General features: G+C 72.3%; 11 protein-coding genes and 1 pseudogene. 5 read left to right on the forward strand and 7 right to left on the reverse strand.

Annotated elements, in window-relative coordinates:
- From AB0E96_RS09335 to hrcA, 4 genes and pseudogenes are all read right to left on the reverse strand, one after another.
- A pseudogene (locus AB0E96_RS09335) lies at positions 1–921 on the reverse strand (hypothetical protein); the annotation flags it as partial.
- Positions 922–1,050: 129 nt separating this feature from the next.
- Positions 1,051–1,800 (reverse strand): 16S rRNA (uracil(1498)-N(3))-methyltransferase, encoded by a 750-nt coding sequence (locus AB0E96_RS09340; protein ID WP_359820528.1) that lies wholly within the window; start codon positions 1,798–1,800, stop codon positions 1,051–1,053.
- A 79-nt stretch (positions 1,801–1,879) separates the two neighbouring features.
- Positions 1,880–3,019: a molecular chaperone DnaJ gene (gene dnaJ / locus AB0E96_RS09345; protein WP_359820530.1), complete on the reverse strand. Its 1,140-nt coding sequence runs from the start codon at positions 3,017–3,019 to the stop codon at positions 1,880–1,882.
- Between the two features lie 74 nt (positions 3,020–3,093).
- Positions 3,094–4,128: a heat-inducible transcriptional repressor HrcA gene (gene hrcA, locus AB0E96_RS09350; protein WP_359820533.1), complete on the reverse strand. Its 1,035-nt coding sequence runs from the start codon at positions 4,126–4,128 to the stop codon at positions 3,094–3,096.
- 290 nt (positions 4,129–4,418) lie between these two features.
- Here hrcA and htpX point away from each other — a divergent pair, with 290 nt between their 5' ends.
- From htpX to AB0E96_RS09365, 3 genes are all read left to right on the forward strand, one after another.
- The gene (gene htpX / locus AB0E96_RS09355) at positions 4,419–5,339 is read left to right on the forward strand and encodes a zinc metalloprotease HtpX (RefSeq protein WP_359820536.1); all 921 of its coding nucleotides are present in this window, start codon (positions 4,419–4,421) and stop codon (positions 5,337–5,339) included.
- Between the two features lie 129 nt (positions 5,340–5,468).
- Positions 5,469–6,053, forward strand: a complete 585-nt coding sequence (locus AB0E96_RS09360; RefSeq protein WP_359820538.1) for a hypothetical protein — start codon at positions 5,469–5,471, stop codon at positions 6,051–6,053.
- 31 nt (positions 6,054–6,084) lie between these two features.
- Positions 6,085–6,918: a DUF3097 domain-containing protein gene (locus tag AB0E96_RS09365; RefSeq protein ID WP_359820540.1), complete on the forward strand. Its 834-nt coding sequence runs from the start codon at positions 6,085–6,087 to the stop codon at positions 6,916–6,918.
- Here the strand turns inward: AB0E96_RS09365 and AB0E96_RS09370 are convergent.
- The 3 genes from AB0E96_RS09370 to AB0E96_RS09380 all read right to left on the reverse strand — a co-directional run bounded on the left by AB0E96_RS09370 (position 6,909) and on the right by AB0E96_RS09380 (position 10,759).
- Entirely contained in the window at positions 6,909–7,463 is a 555-nt protein-coding gene (locus AB0E96_RS09370) for a Uma2 family endonuclease (RefSeq protein WP_359820543.1), read from the reverse strand. The two genes, AB0E96_RS09365 and AB0E96_RS09370, sit on opposite strands and share 10 nt — an antisense overlap.
- A gap of 40 nt (positions 7,464–7,503) precedes the next feature.
- On the reverse strand, positions 7,504–8,733 hold the full coding sequence (gene hemW, locus AB0E96_RS09375; protein WP_359820545.1) for a radical SAM family heme chaperone HemW: 1,230 nt from the start codon (positions 8,731–8,733) through the stop codon (positions 7,504–7,506).
- Positions 8,734–8,836: 103 nt separating this feature from the next.
- Positions 8,837–10,759, reverse strand: coding sequence for an AMP-binding protein (locus AB0E96_RS09380; RefSeq protein WP_359820548.1), 1,923 nt, complete (start codon positions 10,757–10,759; stop codon positions 8,837–8,839).
- Between the two features lie 344 nt (positions 10,760–11,103).
- On the opposite strand from AB0E96_RS09380, the gene AB0E96_RS09385 reads away from it, so the two are divergent.
- A complete protein-coding gene (locus AB0E96_RS09385; protein WP_359820549.1) occupies positions 11,104–12,837 on the forward strand; it encodes an ABC transporter ATP-binding protein in 1,734 nt (577 codons plus the stop codon).
- A 191-nt stretch (positions 12,838–13,028) separates the two neighbouring features.
- Complete coding sequence (locus tag AB0E96_RS09390) at positions 13,029–14,927, forward strand: ABC transporter ATP-binding protein (RefSeq protein ID WP_359820589.1); 1,899 nt, start codon at positions 13,029–13,031, stop codon at positions 14,925–14,927.
- The last annotated feature ends 162 nt before the right edge of the window (positions 14,928–15,089 follow it).

A 15,089-nucleotide genomic window follows, 5' to 3' on the forward strand; every position in this document is an offset into this window, starting at 1 on the left:
GCCCCGAATCCGAAGACCGTACGAACTAGTTCTTCTGGATCTGGTCGAAGGAGAGCTCGACCGGGGTCTCCCGGCGTCCAGGCGGCGCGGCGCGGCGCCCTCCAGGTCGTCCAGCAGCCAGAGGTCCCCGGCCCGGTGGAAGACCACCCGGGTGCCGTCGGTGGCGGCGCCCCGGGCGTAGAAGCCGTCCGGGTCGGCGGTGTGGCGGCGCAGGTCGCTGCCGTCCGGGCGGCTGGACCACAGCTCGCCGACGCCCTCGTGGTCGGACAGGAAGGCGATCCTCCCGCCCCGCCCGCCATCGGGCAGGAGGGGCCCGGCCACCCAGAGCGGCGAGTCCAGCTGCCCGTCCAGCTCCGCGTGGACCCGGGCGAACTCGTCCCGGCCGAGCCACAGCTTGCCGGCCCGCCCGCCCCGGTACCGCTTCCACCAGGCCGGGTCGCGGCCGTTGACGCTGCTCAGCAGCACGCGGTCACCGCCCGGCTCGAAGGCGAGCCCGCCGACCGGCCCGTACGGCAGCCGCCGCGGCTCGCCGCCGTCCAGCGGCACGGCGTGCGCCCAGGTGCGGCGGGAGCTCGCCTCGCCGGCGGCGGTGGCCGCGATCGGACGGCCGTCGGGCGTCCAGCCCAGCACCCGGGTCTGGTGGCTGCCCCAGTGGGTGAGCCGGCGCGAGGGGCCGCCGTCCACCGGCACCACGTGCACCTCGGGGGCGCCGTCCCGGGTGGAGGTGAAGGCGAGGTGCCGCCCGTCCGGGGAGAACCTCGGGTGGTGGACCGGCAGGTGGTCCGCCGTCAGCCGCCAGGCCCGGCCGCCGTCCAGCGGAGCGAGCCAGAGATCGTCCTCGGCGACGAAGGAGACCAGGTCACCGTGCAGGTGGGGATGGCGGAGGTAGGCGTTCGGAGGGGTGCTCAGGGAGTCCGTCACCCGGTCAGCCTAGGCAGGTGCGCGTACGATCCGCGCCGTTTTCCGCAGACTCCCGGCGCCGCCCGCGGACGGCTGCTACGCGGCCCGGACAGCGGCCCCGGACAGCGGCCCCCGGGGCGGCCCGGGGCGCTACGACCAGCGGCCGGTGCGCCCGAGCAGCAGCGCGCCGGCGGCCACCCCGGCGGTGGAGGTGCGCAGCACCGAGGGGCCCAGCCGGTACGGCTTCGCGCCCGCCTCGGCGAAGGCCGCCAGCTCCTCCGGGGAGACCCCGCCCTCCGGGCCGACCACCAGCACGATGTCCCCGCCCCGCGGCAGCCCGGCGTGCGCCAGCGGCTCGGCGCCCTCCTCGTGCAGCACGGCGGCGAACGCGGCCTCCATCAGCACCGGCACCAGTTGCCGGGTGGTCATCACGTCCCGGACCAGGGGGAAGCGCAGCCGGCGGGACTGCTTGCCCGCCTCCCGGGCGGTGGCCCGCCACTTGGCGAGCGCCTTGGCGCCGCGGTCGCCCTTCCACTGGGTGATGCAGCGCGAGGCGGACCACGGGATCACCACGTCCACGCCGACCTCGGTCATCGTCTCCACGGCCAGCTCGCCGCGGTCGCCCTTGGGCAGCGCCTGGACGACCACGATCCGCGGCGCGGGCTCCGGCTCCCGGCGCACGGCGGCGACCGTCACGTCGATCTCGTCCTTGCCGAGCACCTCGGCCACCGTGCCGTCCACCCCGAGCCCGAGCCCGTCGGCCAGGGTCACCGCCTCGCCCGGCGTCAGCCGCTTGACCGCGGCCGCGTGCCGCCCCTCCGGGCCGTCCAGACGCACCACGGCCCCGGGCACGGCGGTGGCGATCCGCTCGGTCTCGACGAAGAAGACGGGCGCGGTCATGACGGGGGAACCTCCGGGAGTGGGACGGGAACACCGAAGGGGTGCCGGGGATCCTCCCCCGGCACCCCTCCGCGGACGACTACCGGCCGTTGAAGGCGTCCTTCAGCCGGGAGAACAGGCCCTGCTGGCCCGGCGCGAACTGGCCGGACGGCCGCTCCTCGCCGCGCAGCACCGCGAGGCGGCGCAGCAGTTCCTCCTGCTCGGCGTCGAGCTTGCTGGGGGTCTTCACCTCGACGTGCACTATCAGGTCGCCCCGGCCGCCGCCGCGCAGGTGGGTGATGCCCCGGCCGTGCAGCGGGATCGACTGGCCGGACTGGGTGCCGGGCCGGATGTCGACCTCCTCCAGGCCGTCCAGGGTCTGCAGCGGCACCTGGGTGCCGAGCGCGGCCGCCGTCATCGGGATGGTGACGGTGCAGTGCAGGTCGTCCCCGCGCCGCTGGAAGATGGCGTGGGTGGTCTCGGCGATCTCGACGTAGAGGTCGCCGGCCGGGCCGCCGCCGGGGCCGACCTCGCCCTCGCCGGCCAGCTGGATCCGGGTGCCGTTGTCGACACCGGCCGGGATCTTGACGGTCAGGGTGCGGCGGGCGCGCACGCGGCCGTCGCCGGCGCACTCCGGGCACGGGGTCGGCACGACGGTGCCGAAGCCCTGGCACTGCGGGCAGGGGCGGGAGGTCATGACCTGGCCCAGGAAGGACCGGGTGACCTGGGAGACCTCGCCCTTGCCGCGGCACATGTCACAGGTCTGCGCGGAGGTGCCGGGGGCCGCGCCCTCGCCGCTGCAGGTGGTGCAGGTGACGGCGGTGTCGACCTGGAGCTCCTTGGTGGTGCCGAAAGCGGCCTCCTCCAGGGTGATCTCCAGCCGGATCATGGCGTCCTGGCCGCGGCGGGTGCGCGAGCGCGGGCCGCGCTGCCCGGCCGCGGCGCCGAAGAAGGCGTCCATGATGTCGGAGAAGCCGAAGCCCGCCGCGCCGGCGCCGAAGCCGCCCGCACCGCCTCCGCCCGGGGACAGCGGGTCCCCGCCGAGGTCGTAGACCTGGCGCTTCTGCGGATCGGAGAGCACCTCGTAGGCGGCGTTGATCTCCTTGAACCGCTCCTGCGTCTTCGGGTCCGGGTTGACGTCCGGGTGCAGTTCGCGTGCCAGGCGCCGGAACGCCTTCTTGATCTCGTCCTGCCCCGCATCCCGTCGGACGCCGAGTACCGCGTAGTAGTCCGTGGCCACCAAATGCTCCGCTTGTTCCGCCTGTAGTAGTGCTGCGACTGGACGCCACCGTTAGAACTCTAACGGCGGCCTTGCTAGGACTCGGCCAGGATCTGGCCCACGTACCGCGCCACCGCTCGCACCGCCCCCATTGTGCCCGGGTAGTCCATCCGGGTCGGACCGATCACACCCAGCTTCGCCACGCTCTCGTCGCCCGAACCGTAGCCGACCGAAACGACCGAGGTGGAATTCAGCCCCTCGTAGGCGTTCTCGCGCCCGATCCGGACCGTCATCGCGGCGTCCGCGGTCTCACCCAGGAGGCGGAGCAGGACGACCTGCTCCTCCAGGGCTTCCAGCACCGGCTGGATGGTGAGCGGGAAGTCGTGCCCGAAGCGGGTCAGGTTGGCCGTGCCGGCCAGCATGATCCGCTCCTCGTTCTGCTCGGCGAGCGTCTCGAACAGGGTCGCCAGGACCGTGCTGACGGTCGGCCGGTCGGCCTGGTCGAACAGCGCCGGCAACTCCTCCAGCAGCCCCGGGACCTCCGGGAGGCGCCGGCCGGCGGCTCCCGCGTTGATCCGGGCCCGCAGGTCGGCCAGCACCGTCTCGCCGACCGAGCCCGGGCAGTCGACCATCCGCTGCTCGACCCGGCCGGTGTTGGTGATCAGGACCAGCATCACCTTCGCCGGGGCCAGCGCCACCAGCTCGATGTGCCGGACGGTGGAACGCGTCAGCGAGGGGTACTGCACCACCGCGACCTGCCGGGTCAGCTGGGCGAGCAGCCGCACCGTACGGGCGACCACGTCGTCCAGGTCGACCGCGCCGTCCAGGAAGTGCCGGATGGCCCGGCGCTCGGGGGCGCTCATCGGCTTGATCTCGGCGAGCTTGTCGACGAAGAGGCGGTACCCCTTGTCGGTCGGGATGCGGCCGGCGCTGGTGTGCGGCTGGTGGATGTAACCCTCCTCCTCCAGCCCCGCCATGTCGTTGCGGACGGTCGCCGGGGAGACGCCGAGGTTGTGCCGCTCCACCAGGGCCTTGGAGCCGACCGGCTCCTCGGTGCCCACGTAGTCCTGCACGATGGCGCGGAGCACGGCGAGCTTGCGTTCGTCCAGCTGGCGGACCTCACCGGCCATGGGGCACGCACCTCCGTCTTCGCACGTTGTTCCGACTGCTTCCCTTGCTGCGGCGGGCCCCTGCGGGGAGTCCCTCGGCCCTGGCACTCTGAACAGCCGAGTGCCAAAACCGTACCTGCCAGTGTAAGGCCCGGGTCCTACGGCAGGAACGGCCCGACCGGCGTGATCCTCCCCGCAGTTCCGGACACGGCCCGCGCGGCCCCGGCGGTTCGATTCCCCGGCGCCGGGGTGGTGCCGGGAGGCCGTCCGGGTGGCAGCATCGAAAGCGACGGCGAACGGAGGAGCAAGCGATGTCGAGCTCGGGCCAGCACACCCGTTTCGCGCCCGACCGCGGCCTGACCGGCCGCATGGTCGCGACGATGTTCGTGATCGGGCTGCTGTACGTCGGTTTCACCGGCCTGCTGATCGCGCTGCTGCGCGGCGCCTGGCCACTGATCGTCCTGATCTCCGGCGGGCTGTTCGTGGCCCAGTTCTGGTTCAGCGACAAGATCACCGAACGGGCGATGGGCGCCCACCAGGTGTCCCCGGAACAGTTCCCCCAGCTGCACGGCACCGTCGACCGGCTCTGCGCCCTGGCCGACATGCCCAAACCCCGGGTGGCGGTCGCCGACAACGACATGCCGAACGCCTTCGCCACCGGCCGCAACCCGCAGAACGCGGTGGTCTGCGTGACCACCGGGCTGCTGCGCCGGCTGGAACCGGAGGAACTGGAGGGCGTCCTCGCGCACGAGCTGTCGCACGTCGCCCACCGGGACGTCGCGGTGATGACGATCGCCGGCTTCCTCGGCGTCCTCGCCGGCGCGATGACGCGGATCGCCGTGTACGGCGGGTTCATGGGCGGCGGGCGCAACAACAACGACCAGAACGCGGCCGTCCTGGCGCTGATCATCCCGCTGGTGTCGATCGTCGTCTACGCGATCAGCTTCCTGCTCACCCGGCTGCTGTCCCGCTACCGCGAACTCGCCGCCGACCGGGCCGCCGCCCAGCTCACCGGCCGGCCCAGCGCCCTGGCCTCGGCGCTCACCAAGGTGACCGGGCAGATCGCGGCCATCCCCAGCAAGGACCTGCGCCAGGCCCAGGCCTACAACGCCTTCTACTTCGCCCCCGCGCTGAGCGCCCGGGAGACCGCCTCGCAACTGCTGTCCACCCACCCGAGCCTGGAGAAGCGGCTGGAGCAGCTGGCGCGGATCTCCGAGCAGCTCGGCCGCTGACGCCCGCCGTTCGGCCCTCCCGAATCCGTCCCGCCCGAGGCTTCCGTCCCGAGGCTTCCGCCCCGAAACCGTCCTCCCGAAACCGTCCTCCCGAAACCGTCCCGTCCCGTCCGTCCCGAAAGGACCGCCGTGGGAATCCTGGACACGCTGTTCGGCCGTACCAAGCCCGTCAAGCCCGACCTCGACCAGCTGTTCGGCGTGCCGTCCGCCGCGCTCACCCTGGAGGCCGGGGCCGGGTTCACCCCCACCGGGCTCGGCTCGGTCTGCTTCGCGGCCGTCGAGGGAGCCGCCTTCGTCCAGGTCGAGCAGCAGGTGCGGGCGCTGCTGGACGCCGACACCGAGCGCGGCGGCGTCCCGGTGGAGGCCTCCAAGGACGACTACGGCTACTCCTGGCTGCTCGCCCGGCACCGGCCCAAAGAGCTGCCGGAGCTGGTGAACGACCTGCACGCGGTCAACAGCGAGCTGGAGGCCAACGGCTTCGGCCCGCAGCTGCTCTGCTCGCTGGTCGCCTTCCGCGACCCGCAGGGGCGCTCGCTGGCCCTGGTCTACCTCTACAAGCGGGGGACGTTCTACCCCTTCGCGCCGATGCCCGGCGGCGGGGAGAAGCGCGACAGCCCGCTGGAGCTGCAGGTCAACGCGATGCTCGGGAACGATCTGCGGCTGGAGAAGGACCTCGGCCGCTGGTTCCCGGTCTGGGGCGCGCCGGGCCTCTGACGGGCCGTCCGCCGTCCCTATGATCACCCGTATGCGCAGCCGCCAGTACGGACCCGACCTGACCCCGCCGTGGAAGAAGCAGCAGCCCGCCCCGGAGGTGCCCGCCGAGCGGGACCTGGTGGTCGAGGAGGCCTCGACCGGCTTCTGCGGGGCGGTGGTGCGCTGCGAGAAGACCGCCGAGGGGTTCACCGTCACCCTGGAGGACCGGTTCGGCAAGCACCGGGTGTTCCCGCTGGTGCCGCGCGGCTTCCTGCTGGAGGGCCGGGTCGTCACCCTGGTCCGCCCGGCCGGCCCGGCGGCGCCCCGCACCCCGGCCCGCACCGCCTCCGGCTCGATCGCCGTCCCGAACGCCCGCGCCCGGGTGGCCCGCGAGTCCCGCATCTACGTGGAGGGCCGGCACGACGCGGAGCTGGTCGAGCGGGTCTGGGGCGACGACCTGCGGGTCGAGGGCGTCGTCGTCGAGTACCTGCGCGGCATCGACGACCTGCCCGCGATCGTCGCCGACTTCGCCCCCGGCCCGGGGCGGCGCCTCGGCGTCCTGGTCGACCACCTGCTCCCCGGCACCAAGGAGCACCGCATCGCCGCCCGGGTCACCGGCGACTCCGTGCTGGTCGTCGGCCACCCCTACATCGACGTCTGGCAGGCCGTGAAGCCCTCCAGCGTGGGCATTCCCGCCTGGCCCGACGTCCCGATGGGCGAGGACTGGAAGGAGGGCACCTGCCGCCGCCTCGGCTGGCCGGTCGACACCCCGGCGGCCTGGAAGCACATCCTGTCCAAGGTGAACAGCTACCGGGACCTGGAACCCGCGCTGCTCGGCCGCGTGGAGGAGCTGATCGACTTCACGGCCCTGCCGGGTCAGGAGTAGGTCCGGAACTCCGAGGTGTCGAGCGTGATGCCCAGCAGGTCCATCGGAATCGGGTCACCGAACTTCGCGGTCCGCTCGACCGCGTAGTCCGGCTCCCCGGAGGCCAACCGGGTCGGCTCGGTCAGCAGCACGCAGACACCTTTGATCGGGTCGACGACCAAGTAGGCGGGAATCCGGCCCTCGGCATAGAGCTCCCGCTTGGTCCGGTAGTCGCGGTGCGCGCTGGTCTTCGAGACCACCTCGACCACCAGGGTGACCGCGGGCGCGGGCAACAGCCGTCCGCTCTCCTCCGCCGCCCCGCGCTCGAACACGACCAGGTCCGGCTGCGGCTCACTGGCCTCCCGGGGAAAGGCCACGTCCTGCGTGGTCAGGGCATTCCACCGGGCGTACGGCGTCTGATGCTGAATGGCCCGGATGATGAGGTTGTGGACCATGTCCGGCCTGGCCATCATCACGATTTCCCCCCTGATGAGCTCGGCCTTGAAGCCTTCGGGGACCTCCAGGTTCTCGAAGATCCCCGTCACCCGGTCATCGATGGCGGTCATTGCGCGCTCCCTCCGACGGCTGACACCACGTTAACGACAATCAGTCCACCAGGTCACGCACCACCGCGTCCGCCAGCAGCCGCCCCTGGAGGGTCAGGGCGGCGCGGCCCCGGGCGTGGGGCCCGGCGGCGAGGAGTCCGTCGGCGAGGGCCCGGTCGGCGGCCTCGCGGCCGGCGGCGGTGAGCAGGTCGAGGGAGACCCCGTCGACCAGGCGCAGTTCGAGCAGGATGCGCTCGACCCGGCGGTCCTCCTCGGCCAGCACCTCCCGGCCCAGGCCCGGGGTGCGGCCCTCGGCGAGGGCCTGCGCGTAGGCGGCCGGGTGCTTGGCGTTCCACCAGCGGACGCCGCCGACGTGGCTGTGGGCGCCGGGGCCGGCGCCCCACCAGTCGGCGCCGGTCCAGTACAGCTCGTTGTGGCGGCAGCGGCCCTCCGGGGTGGTGGCCCAGTTGGACACCTCGTACCAGGAGTAGCCGGCGGCGGCGAGCGCCTCCTCGGCGATCAGGTAGCGGTCGGCGTGCACGTCGTCGTCGATCATCGGCAGTTCGCCGCGCTTGACCCGGGCGGCGAGCCGGGTGCCCTCCTCGACGATCAGCGAGTACGCGGAGACGTGGTCGGGACCGGCGCCGATGGCGGCGTCCAGGGAGGCCCGCCAGTCGTCGTCGGACTCGCCCGGGGTGCCGTAGATGAGGTCCAGGTTGACGTGCTCGAAGCCGGCCGCGCGGGCCTCGGCCACGCAGGCCTCGGGACGGCCCGGGGTGTGGTGGCGGTCGAGCAGCTTCAGCACGTGCGGCCGGGCGCTCTGCATGCCGAAGGAGAGCCGGTTGTAGCCGCCCTCGCGCAGTTCGGCCAGGTACGCCGGGTCCACCGACTCCGGGTTGGCCTCGGTGGTGACCTCGGCGTCCTCGGCGAGCCCGAACTCCTCGCGGACCGCGGCGAGCATCTTCACCAGGTCGCGGGCGGGCAGCAGGGTCGGGGTGCCGCCGCCGAGGAAGACGGTCCGCACCGGGAGGTCCGCGTCCCCCAGCACCTTGCGGGCGAGGCGGATCTCGGCGACCACGTTGTCCGCGTACGTCTCCTGCGAGGCGACAGCCCCGGAGGAGCGCAGCTCGGTGGCGGTGTAGGTGTTGAAGTCGCAGTAGCCGCAGCGGCTGGCGCAGTAGGGCACGTGCAGGTAGAAGCCGAACGGCCGCGAGCCCAGCCCGTCGAGGGCGTGCGCGGGCAGGGAACCGTCGGACGGCACCGGTTCGCCGTCGGGAAGTGCGGAGGGCATGAGCCCATTGTCCCGTACGGCCCGACCGAATCGGCGGGCCGTACGGGAGCCGGGCCCCTCACACCTCGCCGGCGGGGCCTCCCGGGCCCTTTCGGCGGGCCGTTCAGGCCTCGTTGGCGCCCGCGTACATCGCGGTCACCGCGTCCGCGTAGGTCCGCTCGACCACCGGGCGCTTGATCTTCAGGCTCGGGGTGAGCTCGCCGTGCTCGATGTCGAGGTCGCGCGGCAGCAGGTGGAACTTCTTGATCGTCTGCCACCGCTGGAGGTCGCCGTTGACCCGCTTCACGAAGCCCTCGATCAGCTCGTGCACGGCCGGCTCGGCGGCCAGCTCGGCGTAGGACCGGCCGGCCAGGCCGTGCTCGGCGGCCCACGGCAGCAGGACCGCCTCGTCCAGGCCGATCAGCGCGGTGCAGTAGTTGCGGCCGTTGCCGATCACCAGGATGTTGCTGACGAACGGGCAGACCGCCTTGAACTTGCCCTCGACCTCGCTGGGCGCCACGTACTTGCCGCCGGAGGTCTTGAACAGGTCCTTCTTGCGGTCGGTGATCCGCAGGAAGCCGTCCGGGGTGAGCTCGCCGATGTCCTCGGTGTGGAACCAGCCGTCCGACTCCAGCACCTCGGCGGTCTTCTCCGGCAGGTTGTGGTAGCCGCGCATGACGCCGGGGCCGCGCAGCAGGATCTCGCCGTCCTCGGCGATCCGCACCTCGGTGCCGGGCAGCGGGCGGCCCACCGTGCCGATCCGCACGTCCTCCGCGCGGTTCACGCAGGAGCCGGCGCTGGTCTCGCTCAGTCCGTAGCCCTCCAGGATCGGCACCCCGGCGCCGAGGAAGAAGTAGCCGATCTCCGGGGCGAGCGCGGCGCTGCCGGAGACCGCGCCGCGCAACCGGCCGCCGAAGGCCGCCCGGATCTTCGCGTACACCAGTCTGTCGGCCAGCGCGTGCTGCACCCGCAGCCCCAGCGGGGCGGACTCGGTGCCGGTGGCGACCCGGCTCTCCTGGACCGCCCGGGCGTGCTCCCGGGCGACCTTGGCCGCCCACATGAAGATCCGGTACTTGGCGCCGCCCTCCGCCCGGGCCTTCCCGGCGATGCCGTTGTAGACCTTCTCGAAGATGCGCGGCGCCGAGGCCATGATGGTCGGCCGGATCGCCGGCAGGTTGTGGATGATCCGGTCCACCCGGCCGTCCACCGCCATCACGTGCCCGGTGGCGATCTGCCCGGAGATCAGCGTCTTGCCGAACACGTGCGACAGCGGCAGCCACATGAACTGCACGTCGTCGGGGCCCAGCAGCCCGCTGGCCTCCTGCGCCCGGCCCTCGTACGCCCAGCAGTCGTGCACCAGGCGCACGCCCTTGGGGCGGCCCGTAGTGCCGGAGGTGTAGATGAGGGTGGCCAGCTGCTCCTTGCCGAGCCCGTCGACGGTCTTCTCCACCGCGTCCGGGTGCTCCGCCAGGTACCGGGCGCCGCGCTCCTCCAGCTCGGCGAGGGTGAGCAGCTCCAGGCCCTTGGTCTCGGGGGCCCCGGCCGGCGCGTCGAAGAGGATCACGGTGCGCAGCTCGGGCAGCTGGTCGATCTGCTCGACGGCCTTGGCCAGCTGGGCCGCGTTCTCGGCGAACAGCGCCCGGGAGCCGGAGTCGGAGAGGATGAACGCGGTCTCGTCCGCGTTGGTGCTCGGGTAGACGGTCGTGATCGCGGCGCCCGCGCACATGGCGCCGAGGTCGGCGACGATCCATTCGAGCCGGGTCGAGGAGGCCAGGGCCACCCGGTCCTCGGGACGGATGCCGAGCGCCATCAGGCCGGCGGCCACCGCCTTGACCCGGGTCGCGGTCTGCGCCCAGGTGAGCGAGCGCCACTGCTCGGCGCCGGGCGCGCCGTCGGCGGCCTGCTCGTCCACGGGCGAGGGGTAGCGGTAGGCCTCGGCGTTCGGGGTCAGGGCGACCCGCTCCAGGAACAGGTGGGCGACAGAAGCGGGACGCCCGGCGACGAGGTCGGGCCTGCCGGAGTCGATCAGGGACTGCGCGGAACTCAACGAGGACCTCCGGTGGCGGGTGGCCGTCTGAGGGATTGTCGCGGCGTCCGTGGGGGCGGTCGCCGGGCCCCGGTTCACCTGAGCGGTACCGGTCAGTAACAAAGGGGCAATCAGCAGCCTAGGGGGAAACCGGTCATTCCGTAAGAGGGCTGCACCCGACGGCACACCGCCGCACCGCCCGTGCCGCACCGGCCCCGCCACCGGCCCCGCCACCGCCGCCGCACCCGGCCGTTCGGCAAAGGCCCGGCAAACCTCCGGTTCCCACACGCCGAATGGCCTGTACGACGCTACAGAACACCGAGAATTGGGGTGCGAACCCGACCGGCGACGACAAGAGTGTGCTAGTGCTGATCAGACTGCTGAGGGCGCACCTGCGCCCGTACTCCCGACCCATCTGCCTGCTGGTGCTGCTCCAGCTGGTGTCCACCCTCGCGGCGCTCTACCTGCCGACGCTCAACGCCGACATCATCGACGACGGCGTGGTCAAGGGCGACACCGGCTACATCCTGCGCGTCGGCGGGGTGATGATCGCGGTCACCCTCCTCCAGGCCCTCTGCTCCATCGGCGCCGTCTTCATCGGCGCGCGCACCGCCATGGCCTTCGGCCGGGACGTCCGCGCCGCCGTCTTCGACCGGGTGCAGAGCTTCTCCTCCCGCGAGGTCGGCCAGTTCGGCGCCCCCTCCCTGATCACCCGCACCACCAACGACGTCCAACAGGTCCAGATGCTCGCCCTGATGAGCTTCACGCTCATGGTCGCCGCACCGATCATGTGCGTCGGCGGCATCATCATGGCGCTCAACCAGGACGTCCCGCTGTCCGGCCTGCTGCTCGCCGTCATCCCCGCGCTCGGCGTCGTCGTGGTGCTGCTGGTCCGCGCGCTGCGCCCCAGGTTCCGCAGCATGCAGGAGCGGATCGACACCGTGAACCGGGTCCTGCGCGAGCAGATCACCGGCATCCGGGTCATCCGCGCCTTCGTCAAGGACGACCAGGAGCAGGCCCGCTTCGCCGGCGCCAACGAGGACCTCACCCAGGTCGCCCGGCAGGTCGGCCGGCTGATGTCCGTCATGTTCCCCGCCGTGATGCTGGTCGTGAACGTCTCCAGCGTCGCCGTGCTCTGGTTCGGCGCCCACCGCATCGACAGCGGCGCCATGCAGATCGGCGCGCTCACCGCGTTCCTCTCCTACCTCATGCAGATCCTGATGAGCGTCATGATGGCCACCTTCATGTTCATGATGGTGCCGCGCGCCGAGGTCTGCGCCGAGCGCATCGAGGAGGTCCTCGGCACCCACAGCAGCGTCGTCCCGCCCGCCGCCCCCGTCACCGGGACGAACCGCCGCGGCAACCTGGAACTGCGCGACGTCGACTTCCGCTACCCCGGCGCCGAGGCCTCGGTGCTGCGCGGCATCGACCTCACCGCCCGCCCCGGCGAGACCACCGCCATCATCGGCTCCACCGGCAGCGGCAAGTCCACCCTGCTCGGCCTCGTCCCCCGGCTCTTCGACGCCACCTCCGGCCAGGTCCTGATCGACGGCGTGGACGTCCGCGAACTCGCCCCCGCCGCGATCGCCGAGAGCGTCGGCATCGTCCCGCAGAAGCCCTACCTCTTCTCCGGCACCGTCGCCAGCAACCTCCGCTACGGCCGGCCCGACGCCACCGACGAGGAGCTCTGGCACGCCCTGGAGATCGCCCAGGCCAAGGAGTTCGTCGAGAAGCTGCCCGAAGGCCTGGACTCCCCCATCGCCCAGGGCGGCGGCAACGTCTCCGGCGGCCAGCGCCAACGCCTCGCCATCGCCCGCACCCTGGTCCGCAAACCCTCCGTCTACCTCTTCGACGACTCCTTCTCCGCGCTCGACTACGCCACCGACGCCAAGCTCCGCAAGGCGCTCTCCGGCGAGACCTCCGACGCCACCGTCCTGATCGTCGCCCAGCGCGTGTCCACCATCCGCGACGCCGACCGGATCATCGTCCTCGACGAGGGCGCCGTCGTCGGCAGCGGAACCCACCACGAACTGATGGCCGACAACCCGACGTACCGGGAGATCGTGCTCTCCCAGCTCACCGAGCAGGAGGCGGCGTGACCAGCCCCGGAAAGCAGCCGGACCTCGACAAGGGCCGGGCCCCGAGAGACCCCGCCCCCGCGGACGCCCCGGCGGCCGACCTCCTGAAGAAGGACACCCCCGAGGCCGGCGCCCCGCAGAAGGACACCGGACTGCCCAGCGACTCCCAGGCCGCCGCCGCCCGCCGCGGCCCGGCCGGCCCCGGCCGCTTCATGGGCGGCCAGGGCACCGAGAAGTCCATGGACTTCAAGGGCTCCGGCAAGCGCGTCCTCGGCCTGCTGCGCCCCGAACGCAACACCCTGATCGGCGTCCTGCTCCTCGGCGTGCTCGGCATCGGCTGCGCCGTCATCGGCCCCAAGATCCTCGGCGACGCCACCGACCTGATCTTCGCCGGCGTCATCGGCGCCCGCTTCCAGGCCGGCACCACCAAGGCCCAGGTCGTCGACGGGCTGCGCGCCCACGGCGAGGGCGGCGTCGCCGACCTGCTCTCCTCCGTCGACTTCACCCCCGGCCAGGGCATGGACTTCGGCGCCATCGGCACCGTCCTGCTCTGGGTGCTCGGCATCTACGTCGCCTCCGCCGTCTTCGGCATCTTCCAGGGCCGGCTGGCCACCCGGGCCATCCAGGCCGCCAGCTACCGGCTGCGCCAGGACGTCGAGGCCAAGCTCTCCCGACTGCCGCTCAGCTACTTCGACAAGCAGCCGCGCGGCGAGGTGCTCAGCCGGGTCACCAACGACATCGACAACATCGGCCAGTCCATGCAGCAGACCCTGGGACAGGTCGTCAACTCGCTGCTCACCGTGGTCGGTGTGCTCGCGATGATGTTCTGGATCTCCCCGCTGCTCGCCGTGATCGCCCTGGTCTCGGTGCCCGTCTCGGTCGTCGTCGCCACCAAGGTCGGCAAGCGGGCCCAGCCGCAGTTCGTCCAGCAGTGGAAGTCCACCGGCGAACTGAACGCCCACATCGAGGAGATGTACACCGGCCACACCCTGGTCAGGGTGTTCGGGCGCCAGCAGGAGTCCGCGGAAACCTTCCGCGAGCACAACGAGGCGCTCTACCAGGCGAGTTACAAGGCCCAGTTCATCTCCGGCATCATCCAGCCCGCGATGATGCTGATCGGCAACCTCCAGTACGTGCTGGTCGCCGTCGTCGGCGGCCTGCGGGTGGCCAGCGGCGCGCTGTCCATCGGTGACGTCCAGGCGTTCATCCAGTACTCCCGGCAGTTCAGCCAGCCGCTCACCCAGGTCGCCAGCATGGCCAACCTGGTGCAGTCCGGCGTCGCCTCCGCCGAACGCGTCTTCGAGCTGCTCGACGCCCCCGAACAGAGCGCCGAACCGGCCATGCCCGAACGGCCCGACGTGGTCCACGGCCGGGTCGCCTTCCAGGACGTGTCCTTCCGCTACGACCCCGAGAAGCCGCTCATCGAGGACCTCTCGCTCAAGGTCGAACCCGGCCAGACCGTCGCCATCGTCGGCCCCACCGGCGCCGGCAAGACCACCCTCGTCAACCTGCTGATGCGGTTCTACGAGGTCAGCGCCGGGCGGATCACCCTGGACGGCGTGGACATCGCCGCCATGTCCCGCGAGGAACTGCGCTCCGGCATCGGCATGGTGCTCCAGGACACCTGGCTGTTCGGCGGCAGCATCGCCGACAACATCGCCTACGGCGCCGAATCGGCCACCCGCGAACAGGTCGTCGAGGCCGCCAAGGCCGCCCACGTCGACCGCTTCGTCCGCACCCTGCCGGACGGCTACGACACCGTCATCGACGACGAGGGCACCGGCGTCAGCACCGGCGAGAAGCAGCTGATCACCATCGCCCGGGCCTTCCTCGCCCAGCCGTCCATCCTGGTCCTGGACGAGGCGACCAGCTCCGTCGACACCCGCACCGAGGTGCTGATCCAGCGGGCCATGGCCCGGCTGCGCACCGGCCGCACCAGCTTCGTGATCGCCCACCGGCTCTCCACCATCCGGGACGCCGACGTGATCCTGGTGATGGAGAACGGCTCGATCGTCGAGCAGGGCACCCACGACGGGCTGATCGCCGCCGACGGCGCCTACGCCCGGCTCTACCAGGCCCAGTTCGCCGAGGCCGCGGTCGAGGTGGACTGACACCCGAACGGCCGGCGGAGGGCCGGGGCGGAGACTTCCCGCCCCGGCCCTCCGCGCCTCCGGTCGTTCGCGCCTCCGGTCGTTCGGGCCCCCGGCTCTCCGCGCCGTCCCCTCCCGAACAGCGCTCCACTCCGCCGGAGCGCCCTCGCGAGGAGGCCGACG

Origin of the sequence: Kitasatospora sp. NPDC036755 (assembly GCF_040636595.1) — a bacterium.
GTDB lineage: Bacteria > Actinomycetota > Actinomycetes > Streptomycetales > Streptomycetaceae > Kitasatospora.

Bases quoted from the DNA above. Each gene is read 5' to 3' on its own strand.
- AB0E96_RS09340 (WP_359820528.1), bottom strand. From the start codon at position 1,800: ATGACCGCGCCCGTCTTCTTCGTCGAGACCGAGCGGATCGCCACCGCC.
- hrcA (WP_359820533.1), bottom strand. From the start codon at position 4,128: ATGGCCGGTGAGGTCCGCCAGCTGGACGAACGCAAGCTCGCCGTGCTC.
- htpX (WP_359820536.1), top strand. From the start codon at position 4,419: ATGTCGAGCTCGGGCCAGCACACCCGTTTCGCGCCCGACCGCGGCCTG.
- AB0E96_RS09365 (WP_359820540.1), top strand. From the start codon at position 6,085: ATGCGCAGCCGCCAGTACGGACCCGACCTGACCCCGCCGTGGAAGAAG.
- AB0E96_RS09370 (WP_359820543.1), bottom strand. From the start codon at position 7,463: ATGACCGCCATCGATGACCGGGTGACGGGGATCTTCGAGAACCTGGAG.
- hemW (WP_359820545.1), bottom strand. From the start codon at position 8,733: ATGCCCTCCGCACTTCCCGACGGCGAACCGGTGCCGTCCGACGGTTCC.
- AB0E96_RS09390 (WP_359820589.1), top strand. From the start codon at position 13,029: ATGGGCGGCCAGGGCACCGAGAAGTCCATGGACTTCAAGGGCTCCGGC.